Below are 15372 nucleotides of genomic sequence, written 5' to 3' on the forward strand. Positions count from 1 at the left end.
GCAGCCATGGCGAACCGCCTCCTGACGATTCTGGCCGCCGCCTGCGCCTTCGCGGCAGCCTCGCCCGCCGGTGCGGCCGACCTGCGCCCGGCGCCGGCGCCGGTGGTCGTTCAGCCTGCACTGGTGCCGGCCTGCGAAGATCCGCGCGTCCTCGCCCAGATCGAGGACCAGTTCGAATACGGCGCGCCGCGCGTCGAGCGGCAGGCCCTGCAGGTTCAGCAGTTCGCCGGCCTCTTCGAGCGGGCCTATTTCCCGAAGGGCGGAAACCGCAAGGTCGAGCGGCGCTACTGCCAGGGCCAGGCGCTGATCGGCGGCGGCATGCTTCTCGATTCGAAGATGGGCACGCCCTACACGACGGTCTACTACGTGATCGAGCATCCGATGGGCTTCGCCTCGATCGGATGGCGCGCGGAGGGTTGCTTCCTCGGCTACGACCGTTGGAAGGTGTACGGCGCGAACTGCCAGTCCCTGCGCCGCTTCTGAACGCGGCGCCTCTTCGAGAGAGATTCATGCGCCTGCTTCATTCCCCGTCCTCGCCCTATTCGGTCAAGGTGCGCCTCGCGGCCGCTCTCTGCGACCTGCCGCTGGAGACCCAGGTGGTCGACACGACGGCGAACCCGGACGATCTCCTCGCCGCCAACCCGCTGGGCAAGATCCCGACCCTCGTCCTCGAGGACGGCAGCGCGATCTACGACAGCCGGGTGATCTGCGAATATTTCGACCGTCGCAGCGGTAACGCGCTGATCCCGCAGACCGATGCGGAATGGCTTCAGGCCAAGCGCGTCGAGGCGCTGGCGGACGGCGTCGTCGACGGCGCCATCCTCGTCGTCTACGAGGCGCGCTTCCGTCCCGAGGAGAAGCGCTTCGAGGGGTGGACGGACCGGCAGTGGGCCAAGGCCTCGCGCGGCCTCGACCGGCTGGAAGCCGAGATCGACGAGCTGCCCGAAGCGGTGAACATCGGCCATCTCGCGGTCGCCGCCATGCTCTCCTGGGCCGAACTCCGCTTCAAAGGAAAGTGGGACGAGGGACGGCCGAAGCTGCGCGCGTTCTTCGACGGCTTCGCGGACCGCTTTCCGCCCTTCGCCGAGACGCGTTCGAAGGCTTGAGGGCCGTAGACGAATAGGCGAGACGCCGACGCCGCTTCTTCTCCCCGGCGGGGAGAAGTGGCCGGCAGGCCGATGTGAGGCAGCGTAAGCGCGCAGTCCGCGTTCTGGACAATCCTCCACGCCGAACCGGCTTCGCCGGTTCCTCATCCGCCCCTTCGGGCACCTTCTCCCCGCCGGGGAGAAGAATGGCGCGTGTGCCGGACACGGTTGTATCTCCGCCATCCTGCAGCCGAAAACCATCTCACGCAAACGAAAAGGCCGCGCCTCTCGGCGCGGCCCTCGAAACCCAAATTTCTTCGGCAGCCTAGAACCGCAGCGCAAGCCCGGCGCGGATGGAGTGCTCGTCGAAGCCGGACGAGAACTCGACATTGTTGCCGAGATTGTAGTCGCGGCTCTCGTAGTCCGAGTAGCGGTACTCGACCCGCGAGGTGATGTTGTCCGTGACGAAGGCCTCGATGCCCGCGCCCAGCGTCCAGCCCCAATGGGTGTTGGAGTCGCTCACGCCGCCAAGCGTCAGCTCGTTGTTGGCGACCGCCGCGCCGCCGGTGGCGAAGAACAGGAACGGGTCGTAGGCGACGCCGAGCCGTGCGCGGACCGAGCCGAAGGCGCCCGCGTCGCCGGTGACGGGCAGACCCGACGCGGCGTTGAAGCCGCTGCCGTCGACATTCGCGCCGCCGACATCGCCCTCGATGCCGTAGACCAGATTGTCGTTCTGAAGGTTGAAGCCGGTGTAGACGCCGCCGATGAAGCCGTCATTGCTGAAGGTCGCGCCGCCGGACTGGTCCACGTCGCGGTCGGCATAGCCGACGAAGCCACCGACATAGGGGCCGGACCAAGTGTAGATCGACGGCGGGGCCGCGATCGTCGCAATGCCCATGTCGACCGGCACCGGGTCCGCCGCAGACGCGGCAACGGTCCCGGTCAGGGAAAGAGCCACCGCGAGGATTGCGCGCAACGCCGACATCGTACTTTCCCGACACACCGCCAGAGACGCGGCGGCTTTGAGATTCCTTCGCGACAAACTCGCCCGGTATCCCGGTCGTTCCGCCGCTGAGAGAGGTGCGAACGGCACCCGCCTCTCGCCCTCAGATATAGGAGGTCCGGCTCGGCGCTGCCAATTGCACGGAGGGCACACTCGCATCGAAAGCGAGAGGGCCGAAGGGGTGAAATCGAAGGCTCGAGGAGGCATATAGCGACCGAAGCGCCCGGCGGTTCGCCGCCGGGCCCGAACAGACGCAGTCCCGATCCGGAAGACGATGAACGACGACGAGACGATCCCGGACGAGGATTTCGACGAGGAGGACGGCGGGAGCGAAGCGCCCGCCGCGCCCTCGCTCTCGATCGACTGGAGCGGCGGGGACCTCGCCCCCTCCTCGGACCTGACGGGAGCCGAGCTCATCGCGGCGCTCGTCAAGCGCCTGCCGAACAGCCCCGGCGTCTACCGGATGCTCGACGAGCAGTACGAAGCCCTCTACGTCGGTAAGGCGCGCTCGCTGAAGAAGCGCGTGGCGAGCTACGCGCGCTCGGGTGGCCACTCCAACCGCATCGCGCGGATGATCCGCTCGACGCGGGCGATGGAGTTCGTCACGACGCGGACGGAGACCGAGGCGCTCCTCCTCGAGGCCAACCTCATCAAGCGCCTGCGTCCGCGCTTCAACGTGCTGATGCGGGACGACAAGTCGTTCCCCTACATTCTCGTGGCGGAAGACCACGAGGCCCCCGCGATCATGAAGCATCGCGGCGCGCGCTCCCGGAAGGGCGCCTATTTCGGCCCCTTCGCCTCCGCCGGCTCGGTGAGCCGGACGGTCAACGCCCTGCAGCGCGCCTTCCTGATCCGCACCTGCACCGACAGCGTCTACGCGACGCGCACGCGGCCCTGCCTTCTCCATCAGATCAAGCGCTGCGCGGCGCCCTGCACGGGCGAAATCTCCATCGCGGACTACAAGGGGCTCGTGGGCGAGGCCAAGAGCTTCCTGTCGGGTCGCTCCGGCGAGGTGAAGCGCTCGCTGTCCCAGGCCATGCAGGCCGCCTCCGACGATCTCGACTTCGAGCGCGCCGCCCTCTACCGCGACCGACTCGCCGCCCTGTCGCACGTGCAGGGACATCAGGGCATCAACCCGCAGGGCGTGGAGGAGGCGGACGTCTTCGCCATCCATCAGGAGGGCGGCCTGACCTGCATCCAGGTCTTCTTCTTCCGCACCGGTCAAAACTGGGGCAACCGCGCCTACTTCCCGAAGGCCGATCCGTCGATCGAGCCGGAGGAGGTGCTGGCCGCCTTCCTCGCCCAGTTCTACGACGACAAGGAGCCGTCGCGCCTGATCCTCCTGCCGATCGCGCTGGAGGACGAGGCTCTGCTCGGCGAGGCCTTGTCGACCAAGGCCGGACGCAAGGTGCGGCTGGAGGTGCCCGCGCGCGGCGCCAAGCGCGACCTCGTCGCCCATGCCGAGGGCAATGCCCGCGAGGCACTCGGCCGGCGGCTGGCGGAAACCTCATCGCAGTCGCGCCTGCTTGAGGGGCTCGCCAAGACCTTCGCCCTCCCCCGTCCGCCGCGTCGCATCGAGGTCTACGACAACTCGCACATCATGGGGACCAATGCCGTCGGCGCGATGATCGTCGCCGGCCCGGAGGGCTTCACCAAGAACCAGTACCGCAAGTTCAACATCCGCGGCACGGACATCACGCCGGGGGACGATTTCGGGATGATGCGCGAGGTGATGACGCGTCGCTTCTCGCGCCTCCTGAAAGAGAACGCGGACGGTCCTTCGACGCCTCCGGCGCCGGCCGAGGGCGAGGAAGACGCCCAGGACGCCGACATGCCCGCCTGGCCGGACCTCGTTCTGATCGACGGCGGCAAGGGCCAAATCTCTGCCGCTCGCGCCATTCTCGACGAGCTCGGCATCGCCGACAAGGTGACGACCATCGGCGTCGCCAAGGGCATCGACCGCGAGGCGGGACGCGAGCGCTTCGTCGTCGAGGGCCGCGAGCCCTTCACCCTGCCGCCGCGCGATCCGGTGCTCTACTTCGTGCAGCGCCTGCGCGACGAGGCGCATCGCTTCGCCATCGGCTCGCACCGCGCCCGCCGCAAGAAGGAGCTCGTCGCCAACCCGCTGGACGAGGTGGCCGGCATCGGACCCAGCCGAAAGCGTGCGCTTCTGCACCATTTCGGCACGGCCAAAGCCGTATCGCGGGCCGCTCTCGGGGATCTGCGCAAGGTCGAGGGCATCTCCGACGCCATGGCGCAGTCCATCTACGACCATTTCCACGAGCGAAAGTAGATCCGGCCCCGAGACGGAGGGCGGCACGTGCGGGCGGTTGACGCGGCCCGCCTCGCCGACCCAAAAGAACCGGACCGCAGGGTACTTCAGAAGCGGACAGCGATCTTCATGTCATCCAAGGCCTACAGCCTGCCCAATCTTCTGACCTATGCCCGCATCCTCGCGGTGCCGCTGGTCGTCGCCTGCTTCTTCGCGGGCGGCACGCTCGAGGCGTCCGACACCGCGCGCTGGTGGGCGCTCTTCCTTTTCGCGGCAGCCTCGATCACCGACTGGCTCGACGGCTACCTCGCCCGCATCTGGCAGCAGACCTCGACGATCGGGCGCATGCTCGACCCCATCGCCGACAAGCTTCTGGTGGCAGCCGTCCTTCTGATCCTCGCCGCCGACGGGACCATCGCGGGATGGTCGATCTGGGCGGCCATCGTCATTCTGTGCCGGGAAATTCTCGTGTCCGGCCTGCGCGAGTATCTGGCCGAGCTGAAGGTCTCCGTCCCGGTCACGCGGCTCGCCAAGTGGAAGACGGCAACCCAAATGGTCGCGATCGCGTTTCTGCTCGCGGGGCCGGCGGGCGATCGGATCGTCCCCTTCGTCACGGAGACCGGCATCTTCCTTCTGTGGGTCTCGGCGCTGGTGACGCTCTACACCGGCTACGACTACTTCCGGGCCGGTCTTCGGCACATCGGCGACTGATCGCGGGAGGCGGGCATGAGAATTCGCTATTTCGCCTGGGTCCGAGAGCGGATCGGCACGGACGAGGAGACCGTCACCCTGCCGGCCGGGATCGTCACCGTTTCGGACCTTCTCCTGTGGCTGCGCGCGCGCGGCGACGGGTACGAGGCCGCTCTGCAGGCGCCCGAGGTGCTGCGCGTGGCGCTCGATCAGGAGCACGCGGACCACTCCGAGCCGCTGACGAATGTCCGGGAAGTCGCGATCTTTCCACCCATGACGGGCGGCTGAGGCGATGATCGAGGCGCGGGTCCAGGCCGAGCGGTTCGACATCGGAGCAGAGACGCAGGCACTCGGCTCGGACGGCACGGCGGGCGCCGTGGTGGCCTTCGCTGGCTACTGCCGCGACGAGGGCGGGCGCCTCTGCGCATTGGAGCTGGAGCACTATCCCGGAATGGCAGAGCGGCAGATCGGGGCGATCCTCGCCGAGGCCGCGCGGCGCTGGGACCTGACGGCCGCGAAGGCCATCCATCGTTACGGCAAGCTGCGGCCGGGCGAGGAGATCGTCCTCGTCCTTTGCGCCTCGCGCCACCGGCATGCGGCCTTCGAGGCGGCGTCCTTCGTCATGGACTACATGAAGACGAAGGCCCCGTTCTGGAAGCGCGAGCACCTCGTCGACGGGACGGTGGGCGGCTGGGTCGAGGCCAAGGACAGCGACGACACCGCCGCCGGCCGCTGGGCCTGAAACGAAAACGCCGGCCCCGAAGGCCGGCGTTCGCTTCGATCGTGAAGGCTGAAATCAGCCGACGATCTCGGTCTTGGAGAACCAGTAGGCGATCTCCTCGGCCGCCGTCTCGGGCGCGTCCGAACCGTGCACGGAGTTCTCGCCGATCGAGACGGCGTGCGTCTTGCGGATCGTGCCCTCGTCGGCATTGGCCGGGTTAGTGGCGCCCATGACTTCGCGGTTCTTCAGGATGGCGTTCTCGCCTTCCAAGACCTGCACGATCGTCGGGCCGGAGGTCATCGTCTCGACGAGCTCGCCGAAGAAGGGGCGGTCCTTGTGGACGGCGTAGAAGCCTTCGGCCTCGCGCTGGCTCATCCAAACGCGCTTGGACGCGACGACGCGCAGGCCCGCGTCCTCAAGCATCTTCGTGATCGCGCCGGTCAGGTTGCGCCGCGTTGCGTCCGGCTTGATCATCGAGAAGGTGCGTTCGATCGCCATGGGGGCTCGTTCCTTGAACATGGGAATGGAAAGGAGATGGCGCGCTCTATAACGGCGCCCTCCCCGCGCGGCAAGGCGGGCGGCGCTCAGGCGTAGGCGCGCAGGCCCAGTTCGCGTTCCATGACGCTCATGTCGCGGTCGTTGTGGATGATCGGTACGTCATGCTCGATGCACCATGTGGCGATGATGACGTCGATCGTGCCGCGAACGGTGATGCCGCGCTTGCGCAGCAGGCGGTAGTTGGCGGCGGCCGCGAGAGCGATGTCCCGGCCGACGAGATCGACCTGACGATAGCGCGCCATCATCTCGGACGTATCGCGATGGCGTCGATCGACCCTGATCCCCTGGAGCACTTCCTGAAGGACGAGATCGCCGACCACCATTCGGCCGAGGGACGAGGCCCGCAGGAACGTGTCCACGTGTGGACCAGTCCGCCCGGCCAGGACATCGATCCAGGCCGAGCTGTCGCCGAGGATCACCAGTCGCCTTCGGCAGCGGGTCTGTTTCGACGCATCTGGTCGAGGTCGCCTTCCCATTCCACCTTGCCGCGCAGCGCCAGCAGCGCCTGGTGAGCAGACCGCTGGCGTACGAGGGTTCGGAGAGCCTCCTCCACCGTCTCCTTCTTCGTCCGCAACCCCGTAGCCTCCATCGCACTCCGCATCAGGTTGTCGTCGATGTCGATGTTCGTGCGCATGAGCCGCCGCCTCCAGTGTGTATCGTCCGTCGTTAGATACACATCGAACTTCCATCCCTCAACACGATCCGCTTCCCCCTTCCCCCGCTTCATGGCAAAAGCCCGCCATGCTGCAGATCACCGACCTTTCCGCGCGCGTCGCCGGCCGCCTTCTCATCGACCACACCAGCCTCACGATCCCGGCGGGGACGAAGGCGGGCCTCGTCGGGCGCAACGGGGCGGGCAAGTCCACGCTCTTCCGCGCGATCACCGGGGAGCTCGCCACCGAGAGCGGATCGGTCTCCTTCCCGAAGAACACCCGCATCGGCCAGGTCGCGCAGGAGGCGCCGGGCACCGACCAGTCGCTGCTCGAGATCGTGCTCGCGGCCGACGAGGAGCGCGTCGCGCTTCTGGCGGAGGCCGAGACGGCGAGCGATCCGACGCGCATCTCCGACATCCACATGCGGCTCGCCGACATCGAGAGCCATTCGGCCGAGGCGCGCGCGGCCTCGATCCTCGACGGCCTCGGCTTCGACGCCAAGGCGCAGGCGCGGCCGGTGGGCTCCTTCTCCGGCGGCTGGCGCATGCGCGTCGCGCTGGCCGCCGTTCTCTTCTCGCGGCCGGACCTTCTGCTCCTCGACGAGCCGACGAACTATCTGGACCTGGAAGGCACGCTCTGGCTGGAGAACTTCGTCTCCCGCTATCCCTACACCGTGCTCCTCATCAGCCACGACCGCGACGTCCTGAACAACGCGGTCTCCTCGATCGTCCATCTCGACCAGAGGAAGCTCGTCTTCTACCGGGGCGACTACGACAGCTTCGAACGCCAGCGGGCCGAGAAGCTGGAGCTCCTGCAGAAGGCGATCGTGAAGCAGGACGCAGCGCGAAAGCACATGGAGGCGTTCGTGGAGCGCTTCCGGGCCAAGGCGTCCAAGGCCCGGCAGGCACAGTCGCGCCTCAAGGCGCTGGAGAAGATGAAGCCGCTCCAGGCGATCGTGGAAGAGCACGTCACGCCCTTCGTCTTTCCCGAGCCGGAGAAGATTCTCGCCTCCCCGATCATCCGCATGGAGAAGGTGGCCGTCGGCTACGAGCCCGGCCGTTCGATCCTGCGCGGGCTCGACCTTCGCATCGACGCGGACGACCGCATCGCGCTGCTCGGCGCCAACGGCAACGGCAAGTCCACCTTCGCCAAGCTTCTGGCCGAACGCCTCACCGAGCAGTCGGGCACGATCACCCGCGCGCCGGGTTTGAAGATCGCCATGTTCGCCCAGCACCAGATCGACGATCTGCGCCCCGATGAGACGGCCGTGCAGCATGTCCGGCGCTTCATGCCGGACGCGCCGGAGGCCAAGGTGCGTGCTAAGGTGGCGCAGATGGGCCTCGCCACCCAGAAGATGGACACCAAGGCCGACGATCTGTCCGGCGGCGAGAAGGCACGGCTCCTGATGGGCCTTGCCACCATCGACGCGCCGAACCTCCTGATCCTCGACGAGCCGACCAACCACCTCGACATCGAGGCGCGCGAAAGCCTCGTCCACGCCCTGAACGACTATTCGGGCGCCGTCATCCTCATCAGCCACGACCGGCACATGGTCGAGGCGACGATGGACCGCCTCTGGATCGTCGGTGACGGCACGGTCTCGCGCTACGATGGCGACCTCGACGACTACAAGAAGCTGATCCTGTCGGGCGCCCGCGCCGGGGCGGGCAATCAGGGCACGACCTACGAGGCTCCTGCACCGCAGGTGTCGAAGGTCGATCAGCGCCGTCAGGCCGCCGAGCGCCGCGAAGCTCTCAAGCCCCTGCGCACGAAGATCTCGACGCTCGAGATCCAGATGTCGCGGCTGCAGAAGACGATCGCGGACCTGGACGAGAAGCTCGCCGATCCCGCGCTCTACACGAAGGAGCCGGCCAAGGCCGCGCAGCTCTCCAAGCAGAAGGCGGACGCCGAGAAGACGCTGGCCAAGGCCGAGGGAGAATGGCTCGCCTTCTCCGAGGAGCACGAAGCGGCGATGGCAGCCGAGTAGCCTTCACCGCAGCACACGGATCGATCACGGATCCGTGTCCCAAACTCGCCTTGTTCCATCCATAGCGTTTCGCAGCCGTTGGCCGAACTCGCCCATTCGGACGAGGGGTGCCACGGCCGTGAGGCAAAGGCGAAAGGGTCGGCTCGGCCCGACGCCATGGGAGAACCAGCCGATGAAGATGTTCACGCTCACTCTTGTCTCCGCCGCGATGTTCGCAGCCCCGGCCGCCTTCGCGCAGGAGTTTCAGGAAGCAGGCTCCGAGTTGAAGCTCGGCGAGAGCGCCACCGTCCCGCATCTGGTGCCGAATGGACCACAGGTCCCGATCGAACTCACCGTCACCGCCATCGAGGAAGGATCGATGGACGACCTCGCCGGGTTCGATATCCCGGCGGACCTTCGGAACGCACGTCCGGTCTACGTGCGCTACGAGTACACCAATCGCAGCGACGAGGATCTTGCCAACCAGCAGATCGGCGCCTTCGTCGCGATCGACGATCGTGATCAGACCCATTCGCCCGCTCTGGCGATGAACAGCGCGACGACGGACTTCACCCAATGCCGAGCCGATGTTCCGCGCCAGCTCGGCCCCGGCGAGAGCGCCGAAGGCTGCGTGATGTTCATGCTGCATGAGGACGGGGCGATCGAAGCGGCGGCCTATCAGGGCAGCTATCGCCATGAGACCGGCAAGGACACGCAGGCCGACTACCCGATCTACTACAATCCCATCCGCTGGACGGCTGACGCGCAGCAGGACGCCGGAAGCGGAACCGGCGGCACCATCGTGCGCTGATCCTTCGCGGGCGGGACGACGGAAGCCCCGCCCGCGAACGTCTCAATAGCCGACGGTAAAGCGCCGGCGGAAATGGGCGGGCGTCTCGATTTCGTCCACCAGCGCGATCGCGAAGTCCTCGAACGAGATGCGGCTTCCGTGCTCGCCGACGAGGAGCGCGTCCCCGCCGAGCCGGAACCGGCCTGTCCGCTCGCCCGGAACGAATTCGGCGGATGGCGAGAGGAACGTCCAGTCCAGCTCCCGTTCGTCCCGCAGGATATCGAGGAAGGCCGCGCCCGCACTCGCCTCCGTCTTGTAGGCTTCGGGGAAGCTGGGGCTGTCGATGAGCCGCTTGCCCGGCTCGCTCTCCAGGCTGCCGGCGCCGCCGACGACGAGATAGCGCTTCACGCCAGACGCGCGAACCGCCTCGATCAGGTCATGCGGGTCGCTCGCGGCGAAATGAACCGAGCTCACGACTGCGTCGTGCCCCCGCAAGATGACGCCGAGCGCTTCGCGGTCATGAACGTCGCCCTTGACCGCCCGGACCCGTTCGGAGGTCGGCACGCGTTCGAGGTTGCGGACGATGGCCGTCACGTCATGGTCGCGACGCACGAGTTCGGCGAGAATGCGAGAGCCGGCATTGCCGGAGGCTCCGATGAGGGCGACACGCATGGACGCTGCTCCTTCTGGTTTCCAACGGGAACCAGGTGCGATATCGTGACCCTACTGTAAAGAAGGCACCATGCCGTCATCTGGTTACGTCGGAGAAACCGATGCACGCTCCCAATCCCTACACGGCCGATTGCCCGACCCGCATGGTCCTGGACCGGGTGGCGGACAAATGGACCGTCCTCGTTCTCGTCCTGCTCGCGGCGGGTCCCCGCCGCTTCAACCAGCTTCGCCGCGAGATCGGCGGGCTGTCGCAGAAGATGCTGTCGCAGACGCTGAAGACGCTGGAGCGGGATGGGCTGGTCGATCGCCGCGCCTTCGCCACCGTGCCGGTGACGGTGGAATATTCGATCACGCCGCTCGGCATGACCCTGGCGCACACGGTGGACGGACTGCGGGTCTGGGCGGAGACCCACATGACGGACGTTCTGACGGCGCAGCAGCGATATGACGAGGCCCGGCCCGGTTGAGGCCCCGTCAGGCCTTCTTCGCCCAGCCGCGATCCTCGCGCTGCTGCCAGTACGTGACCTGATGGCCCGCGGCCTTCTCGGCCGTCCATCGCCCCCGGGCGCTCGCCACCTGTTCGGGGTCGTGGCCGTCGAAGAGGTAGATGCCCCGCACATAGGGCTCGAGCGTCGAGGGCACCGCACCGTCGACCATGAAGCGCACATGCGCCTCGTTCTCGCGCGTCTCCGCGTCCACCGTCAGCAGGATGGGCTGGAGCGCGGCGCTTCCCGCCGCGTCCGAGCCGTGCGGCAGGAAGCTGTCGTCCCGATAGGTCCAGAGATAGGAGTCCAGCGAATCCCGCCGCTCCTCGCTCGCGCACTGAACGACGACGCGCCAGCCGCGATCTAGGCACTTCTGGAGAAGATCCGGAAGGGCCTCCTCCAGACGGCTCTCGGTCAGGTGATAGAACAGGACCTCCGCCAAGGGACGGTCACTTCGCCTCGTAATGGTCGGCGACGAGCCGCTCCAGAAGGCGCACGCCGAAGCCCGAGCCCCAGGACTGGTTGTACTCGTTGGAGGGCGAGCCCATCGCCGTGCCCGCCACGTCAAGATGGGCCCACGGCACGTCGTTGACGAAGTGCTGGAGGAACTCGGCCGCCGTGATCGAGCCGGCTGCGCGGCCGTTGCCGATGTTCTTGATGTCGGCGAACTTGCCCTCGATCTGCTTGGCGTATTCCGGCCCGAGCGGCAGGCGCCAGACCTTCTCGCCGGTCGCGAGGCCCGACTTGGTCAGCCGCTCGGCGAGTTCGTCGTTGTTGGAGAAGAGGCCGGCGTGATGATGGCCGAGCGCGACGATGATCGCGCCGGTGAGCGTCGCCAGATTGACCATGAACTTCGGCTTGAAGCGGTCCTGGCAGTACCAGAGCGCGTCGGCCAGGACGAGCCGGCCCTCGGCGTCCGTGTTCAGGACCTCGATCGTCTTGCCCGACATGGCGGTGACGATGTCGCCCGGCCGCTGCGCCTTGCCGTCGACCGCGTTCTCGACGAGCCCCACGATGCCGACCGCGTTGACCTTCGCCTTGCGGCCCGCGAGCGCGCGCATGAGGCCGACGACGGCCGCCGAGCCGCCCATGTCGCCCTTCATGTCCTCCATCGACGCCGCCGGCTTGATGGAGATGCCGCCGGTGTCGAAGACGACGCCCTTGCCGACGAAGGCGATGGGCGCTTCGCCCTGCGCGCCGCCGTTCCAGCGCATGATGGCCAGACGCGCCGGCGTCGGCGAGCCCTGGGCGACGCCGAGCAGCGCGTTCATCTTCAGCTCGGCCATCTGCGTCTCGTCGAGAATCTCGACCTCGAGACCGGTCTCCCGCAACGTCTCGATCCGGGCGGCATACTCGACGGTCGTCAGGACGTTGGCCGGTTCGTTGACGAGATCGCGCGCGAGCTCCACGCCCTCGCCGACGGCGCTCAGCCGCTCGAAGGCCTTCTTCGCGGCCTCCGGGTCGGCGACGGCGAAGGTCAACGCCGAGGCCACGTCCGGCTTCTCGTCGGCATCCGATTCCTTCGCCTTCTTCGTCTTGTAGCGTTCGAACTTGTAGGCGCGCATGAGGGCGCCGAGGGCGATCGTCGCCGCGTCCTGAGGGTCGAGCGCTCCGTCCGCGGTCTCGCAGCGGACGGTCACCGCCTCGGCGCCCCCGGTCTTGGCGACCACGGTGCCGCCGATCTTCAGCCAGTCCTCCTCGCCGGCCGGCTCGGTCGAATGGGTACCGACGAGCAACAGTCGATCGGGTCCGGCGCCTTCGGGCGCGATCGCCTCGACGGTCGCAAGCCTCTTGCCCTTGAACTTTCCGATCTCGGCGGCACGTGTGGCCGTCGCGGAGAGCGCACCGTCGAGCGAGGCGGGCAGCCGACCTCCGTCGCCGGCGAGAAGCGTGAGCACGCCCTTCGCCGGTTCCTGAAGCGAGGAGAAGGTGACGGTCGGCTTGGTCATGGAAGGCTCCGGTCGGCGGGTATGCACTGCGGCGCTATCTTGGAAACGCGGGCCCGCTTTGCAAGCGGTGACGCATGGGGCAAAGACCGTTAACCTTGTTCCTTTGCCCTTCTTTAGCCAAGCTCGGGCATTCTACGCCGCTCGGGGTCCGCGATCGGACGTCCCTTGCGAGACGCCCCGCCGGCCTGACGGCATGAGGATCGACCCGACCGCCCCATGACGCTTCTGGAACGCTACATCTTCCGCCGCGCCATCGGCTACACGCTCGGCTCGCTCGCGGCGCTGGTCGCGGTCGTCTGGATCGTGCAGGTGCTCAGCCGAATCGACTTCGTGCGAACCAGCGCCTCGGCGGCCGGCAATCTCTTCTGGATCGCCCTGATGCTCATGCCGGACCTTGCGGCGGGCGTCATTCCCTTCGCGATCCTGATCGGAGCGGTGCAGGCGCTGAACGGGCTGAACGCGGATTCCGAACGCGCCGTCATCGATGCGGCGGGCGCCCCGCGCATCGTCATCGCCAATCCGATCCTCCTTCTCGGCGTCCTCGGCGCCCTTCTCGTCTTCTTCAACTCGCAGGTCGTCGGCCCGAAGGCCTCCGCCGCGTTCCAGGACGGCATCCGCACCATCAACGCGGACGCGATCAGCCTCGTGCTCACGCCGGGCAGCTTCGAGGAGCTGCAGGACGGCGTGGTCGTGTCCGTGGAGGACGCGCGCGGCCGGCACATCGACGGCCTGTTCATGGCCGATACGCGCGAGGAGCAGTACGAGCTGAACTACTTCGCCAAGCAGGCGCAGATCGTCGAGCAGTTCGGCAGCACCTTCCTCGTCATGCAGGACGGGCAGTTGCATCGCCGGATGACCGGCACCGGCGAGGTCTCGATCATCGAATTCCAGACCAACGCGATCGATCTCTCGACGCTGCGACCGGTCTCCGGAAACGACTGGGTGCGCATGTCCGAGCGCTCCACCGCCGAGCTCCTGCGCCCGAACCCGAGCGACCCGATGCTCCAGTCGAGGCCGGAGCGCTACGTGGAGGAGATCGCGACGCGGCGGACCGACTGGCTCTACCCGATCGCCTTCGCCTTCTGGGCCGTCGTCGTGGCGGGCCATGCCCGCACCAACCGCCAGGGCGCCGGGCCGACCATGCTGATCGCGCTCGGCGGAGCGCTCGTGCTTCGCGCGCTCGGCTTCGTCTCCCTTTCCCTGATCGAAGCCGACACACGCTTCGTCTATCTGGTCTATGCCGTTCCGGCCGCGTCCTTCGCCATCAGCGCCACGCTCTACGCCACGCAATACAACGTCATCGAGATGCCGCTGGTCCGCTGGATCGCCGGCTTCGTGTCGGATGTCTCCGAGAGGCTTCGCCGCCGCGTGGGCGGTCAGCCCCGCGCGGTCGAAGGGGGCGCGGCCTGATGCGCACGCTCCAGCTCTATTTCCTGCGCCGGTTCCTGTTCTGCTTCGGCGCGACGCTGCTGCCGCTCTTCGCGCTCACCTTCCTCATCGACATGGTGGAGCTCAGCCGGCGCGGGCGTTTCGCGGACATCTCCTTCGCGACGGCCGCGGCGATCTCCGCCCTGCGCGTTCCGGCCTTCATCGAGCAGGCCTTCCCCTTCGTCGTGCTCTTCGCCTCCATCTTCGCCTTCGTGTCGCTGAACCGGCGGATGGAACTCGTCGTCGCCCGTGCCGCCGGGGTGTCCATCTGGCAGATGTCGGCCCCGTTCCTCCTCGGCTCGTTCGGCGTCGGCATTCTGGTCGTCGCGCTGTACAATCCGCTCGCGGCGGCGGCGCAGGCCCAGTCGCAGGCGCTTCAGACTCTGATCGCGGGCGAGAGGGCGGAGGATTCGCCCGATCGTCCCGCATGGCTGCGCCAGGAAGGCGACGGCACGCATTCGATGATCGGCGCGCGCGCCGTCGCCCGCGGCGGGACGGAGCTGGCCGGCGTCACGGTGATCATCCTCGACGACGATGGCGGGGTGCGCGAGCGCATCGACGCGCCGCGCGCCAGCCTCGGCGATGGGCGCTGGCAGCTGGAGCGCCCGGTCGTGACCCGGATCGGCTATCCGCCGGACCGGCGCGAAAGCATGGAGATTCCGACCGAGCTTCGGCCCGAATACATCGAGCAGCGCCTGGAGAACCCGATGGCCGTGTCGGTGTGGGAGCTGCCGTTCAAGATCGAGGCCGCGCGCAGCCTCGGCTACAATGCCAGCGCCTTCGCCATGCGGCTGAACACGCTCATCGCCATGCCGGCCCTGTTCGCGGTCATGACGCTCGTCGCCGCCACGGTCGCGGTGCGATATTCACGCATCGGTCAGTCCGCGCCGACGATCGTCGGTGGCATCGCGGCCGGTTTCATGCTCTACGTCGTGACCTTCCTGGCGCAGACGCTGGGAGCGAATGCCGTGGTGCCGGCCGTTCTGGCGGCCTGGTTCCCGGTCGTGGCGGCAGGCTTGTTCGGGACGACGATCCTGCTGCACCAAGAGGATGGATAGCATGGGGCCGAGGGGGAACTCGCGCCGTGGCAAGCCGGGGGT

Annotated in this window: 18 protein-coding genes; 11 read left to right on the top strand and 7 right to left on the bottom strand. The window is 67.6% G+C overall.

From position 1 onward, the window contains the following. The first annotated feature begins 6 nt into the window (after positions 1 to 6). Both AC6R2M_RS10855 and AC6R2M_RS10860 read left to right on the top strand, forming a co-directional pair. The gene (locus tag AC6R2M_RS10855) at positions 7 to 483 is read left to right on the top strand and encodes a hypothetical protein (RefSeq protein ID WP_500482007.1); all 477 of its coding nucleotides are present in this window, start codon (positions 7 to 9) and stop codon (positions 481 to 483) included. A gap of 26 nt (positions 484 to 509) precedes the next feature. Further along, on the top strand, positions 510 to 1106 hold the full coding sequence (locus AC6R2M_RS10860; protein ID WP_500482009.1) for a glutathione S-transferase family protein: 597 nt from the start codon (positions 510 to 512) through the stop codon (positions 1104 to 1106). A gap of 304 nt (positions 1107 to 1410) precedes the next feature. Here the strand turns inward: AC6R2M_RS10860 and AC6R2M_RS10865 are convergent, their stop codons facing one another. Beyond that, positions 1411 to 2070 (bottom strand): outer membrane protein, encoded by a 660-nt coding sequence (locus AC6R2M_RS10865; RefSeq protein WP_500482010.1) that lies wholly within the window; start codon positions 2068 to 2070, stop codon positions 1411 to 1413. A 292-nt stretch (positions 2071 to 2362) separates the two neighbouring features. Between AC6R2M_RS10865 and uvrC the strand changes: the two genes are divergently transcribed. The 4 genes from uvrC (at position 2363) to AC6R2M_RS10885 (ending at position 5792) form a co-directional block, all read left to right on the top strand. Further along, positions 2363 to 4381, top strand: coding sequence for an excinuclease ABC subunit UvrC (uvrC, locus tag AC6R2M_RS10870; protein WP_500482012.1), 2019 nt, complete (start codon positions 2363 to 2365; stop codon positions 4379 to 4381). Positions 4382 to 4489: 108 nt separating this feature from the next. Beyond that, on the top strand, positions 4490 to 5071 hold the full coding sequence (gene pgsA / locus AC6R2M_RS10875; RefSeq protein ID WP_500482014.1) for a CDP-diacylglycerol--glycerol-3-phosphate 3-phosphatidyltransferase: 582 nt from the start codon (positions 4490 to 4492) through the stop codon (positions 5069 to 5071). A 15-nt stretch (positions 5072 to 5086) separates the two neighbouring features. Then, positions 5087 to 5338, top strand: a complete 252-nt coding sequence (gene moaD, locus AC6R2M_RS10880; RefSeq protein WP_500482016.1) for a molybdopterin converting factor subunit 1 — start codon at positions 5087 to 5089, stop codon at positions 5336 to 5338. 4 nt (positions 5339 to 5342) lie between these two features. Next, positions 5343 to 5792 carry a molybdenum cofactor biosynthesis protein MoaE gene (locus AC6R2M_RS10885; RefSeq protein WP_500482018.1) on the top strand — a complete coding sequence of 150 codons (450 nt, stop codon included), beginning with the start codon at positions 5343 to 5345 and terminating at the stop codon, positions 5790 to 5792. 54 nt (positions 5793 to 5846) lie between these two features. On the opposite strand, the gene ndk is transcribed toward AC6R2M_RS10885, so the two are convergent. From ndk to AC6R2M_RS10900, 3 genes are all read right to left on the bottom strand, one after another. Beyond that, positions 5847 to 6269 carry a nucleoside-diphosphate kinase gene (gene ndk, locus AC6R2M_RS10890; RefSeq protein ID WP_500482020.1) on the bottom strand — a complete coding sequence of 141 codons (423 nt, stop codon included), beginning with the start codon at positions 6267 to 6269 and terminating at the stop codon, positions 5847 to 5849. Between the two features lie 86 nt (positions 6270 to 6355). Then, positions 6356 to 6805, bottom strand: coding sequence for a type II toxin-antitoxin system VapC family toxin (gene vapC, locus AC6R2M_RS10895; protein WP_500482022.1), 450 nt, complete (start codon positions 6803 to 6805; stop codon positions 6356 to 6358). Beyond that, complete coding sequence (locus AC6R2M_RS10900) at positions 6745 to 6963, bottom strand: type II toxin-antitoxin system VapB family antitoxin (protein WP_500482024.1); 219 nt, start codon at positions 6961 to 6963, stop codon at positions 6745 to 6747. The genes vapC and AC6R2M_RS10900 overlap by 61 nt, the downstream gene beginning before the upstream one ends. Before the next feature lie 107 nt (positions 6964 to 7070). On the opposite strand from AC6R2M_RS10900, the gene AC6R2M_RS10905 reads away from it, so the two are divergent. After that, positions 7071 to 8969: an ABC-F family ATP-binding cassette domain-containing protein gene (locus tag AC6R2M_RS10905; RefSeq protein WP_500482026.1), complete on the top strand. Its 1899-nt coding sequence runs from the start codon at positions 7071 to 7073 to the stop codon at positions 8967 to 8969. A gap of 172 nt (positions 8970 to 9141) precedes the next feature. Beyond that, positions 9142 to 9759, top strand: a complete 618-nt coding sequence (locus AC6R2M_RS10910; RefSeq protein ID WP_500482028.1) for a hypothetical protein — start codon at positions 9142 to 9144, stop codon at positions 9757 to 9759. 42 nt (positions 9760 to 9801) lie between these two features. On the opposite strand, the gene AC6R2M_RS10915 is transcribed toward AC6R2M_RS10910, so the two are convergent. Then, positions 9802 to 10410: an NAD(P)-dependent oxidoreductase gene (locus AC6R2M_RS10915; protein WP_500482030.1), complete on the bottom strand. Its 609-nt coding sequence runs from the start codon at positions 10408 to 10410 to the stop codon at positions 9802 to 9804. Positions 10411 to 10511: 101 nt separating this feature from the next. Here AC6R2M_RS10915 and AC6R2M_RS10920 point away from each other — a divergent pair, with 101 nt between their 5' ends. Next, the gene (locus AC6R2M_RS10920) at positions 10512 to 10877 is read left to right on the top strand and encodes a winged helix-turn-helix transcriptional regulator (protein WP_500482032.1); all 366 of its coding nucleotides are present in this window, start codon (positions 10512 to 10514) and stop codon (positions 10875 to 10877) included. A gap of 7 nt (positions 10878 to 10884) precedes the next feature. Here AC6R2M_RS10920 and AC6R2M_RS10925 read toward each other — a convergent pair whose 3' ends face one another. Together AC6R2M_RS10925 and AC6R2M_RS10930 are read right to left on the bottom strand one after the other, a co-directional pair. Then, a complete protein-coding gene (locus AC6R2M_RS10925) occupies positions 10885 to 11337 on the bottom strand; it encodes a DNA polymerase III subunit chi (RefSeq protein ID WP_500482034.1) in 453 nt (150 codons plus the stop codon). A gap of 7 nt (positions 11338 to 11344) precedes the next feature. Continuing rightward, positions 11345 to 12844 (bottom strand): leucyl aminopeptidase, encoded by a 1500-nt coding sequence (locus AC6R2M_RS10930; RefSeq protein ID WP_500482036.1) that lies wholly within the window; start codon positions 12842 to 12844, stop codon positions 11345 to 11347. Positions 12845 to 13060: 216 nt separating this feature from the next. On the opposite strand from AC6R2M_RS10930, the gene AC6R2M_RS10935 reads away from it, so the two are divergent. Both AC6R2M_RS10935 and lptG read left to right on the top strand, forming a co-directional pair. Further along, positions 13061 to 14254, top strand: coding sequence for an LptF/LptG family permease (locus AC6R2M_RS10935; RefSeq protein WP_500482038.1), 1194 nt, complete (start codon positions 13061 to 13063; stop codon positions 14252 to 14254). Next, complete coding sequence (gene lptG / locus AC6R2M_RS10940) at positions 14254 to 15330, top strand: LPS export ABC transporter permease LptG (protein ID WP_500482040.1); 1077 nt, start codon at positions 14254 to 14256, stop codon at positions 15328 to 15330. The genes AC6R2M_RS10935 and lptG overlap by 1 nt, the downstream gene beginning before the upstream one ends. The last annotated feature ends 42 nt before the right edge of the window (positions 15331 to 15372 follow it).

This window comes from Aureimonas sp. CAS (assembly GCF_059838215.1).

Coding starts and splice junctions, on each gene's coding strand:
- AC6R2M_RS10865 (WP_500482010.1), bottom strand. CDS start 2,070: ATGTCGGCGTTGCGCGCAATCCTCGCGGTGGCTCTTTCCCTGACCGGG.
- AC6R2M_RS10855 (WP_500482007.1), top strand. CDS start 7: ATGGCGAACCGCCTCCTGACGATTCTGGCCGCCGCCTGCGCCTTCGCG.
- AC6R2M_RS10910 (WP_500482028.1), top strand. CDS start 9,142: ATGAAGATGTTCACGCTCACTCTTGTCTCCGCCGCGATGTTCGCAGCC.
- AC6R2M_RS10860 (WP_500482009.1), top strand. CDS start 510: ATGCGCCTGCTTCATTCCCCGTCCTCGCCCTATTCGGTCAAGGTGCGC.
- vapC (WP_500482022.1), bottom strand. CDS start 6,805: ATGGGAAGGCGACCTCGACCAGATGCGTCGAAACAGACCCGCTGCCGA.
- AC6R2M_RS10930 (WP_500482036.1), bottom strand. CDS start 12,844: ATGACCAAGCCGACCGTCACCTTCTCCTCGCTTCAGGAACCGGCGAAG.
- ndk (WP_500482020.1), bottom strand. CDS start 6,269: ATGGCGATCGAACGCACCTTCTCGATGATCAAGCCGGACGCAACGCGG.
- AC6R2M_RS10915 (WP_500482030.1), bottom strand. CDS start 10,410: ATGCGTGTCGCCCTCATCGGAGCCTCCGGCAATGCCGGCTCTCGCATT.
- AC6R2M_RS10900 (WP_500482024.1), bottom strand. CDS start 6,963: ATGCGCACGAACATCGACATCGACGACAACCTGATGCGGAGTGCGATG.
- AC6R2M_RS10935 (WP_500482038.1), top strand. CDS start 13,061: ATGACGCTTCTGGAACGCTACATCTTCCGCCGCGCCATCGGCTACACG.
- AC6R2M_RS10905 (WP_500482026.1), top strand. CDS start 7,071: ATGCTGCAGATCACCGACCTTTCCGCGCGCGTCGCCGGCCGCCTTCTC.
- pgsA (WP_500482014.1), top strand. CDS start 4,490: ATGTCATCCAAGGCCTACAGCCTGCCCAATCTTCTGACCTATGCCCGC.
- lptG (WP_500482040.1), top strand. CDS start 14,254: ATGCGCACGCTCCAGCTCTATTTCCTGCGCCGGTTCCTGTTCTGCTTC.
- moaD (WP_500482016.1), top strand. CDS start 5,087: ATGAGAATTCGCTATTTCGCCTGGGTCCGAGAGCGGATCGGCACGGAC.
- AC6R2M_RS10920 (WP_500482032.1), top strand. CDS start 10,512: ATGCACGCTCCCAATCCCTACACGGCCGATTGCCCGACCCGCATGGTC.
- AC6R2M_RS10885 (WP_500482018.1), top strand. CDS start 5,343: ATGATCGAGGCGCGGGTCCAGGCCGAGCGGTTCGACATCGGAGCAGAG.
- uvrC (WP_500482012.1), top strand. CDS start 2,363: ATGAACGACGACGAGACGATCCCGGACGAGGATTTCGACGAGGAGGAC.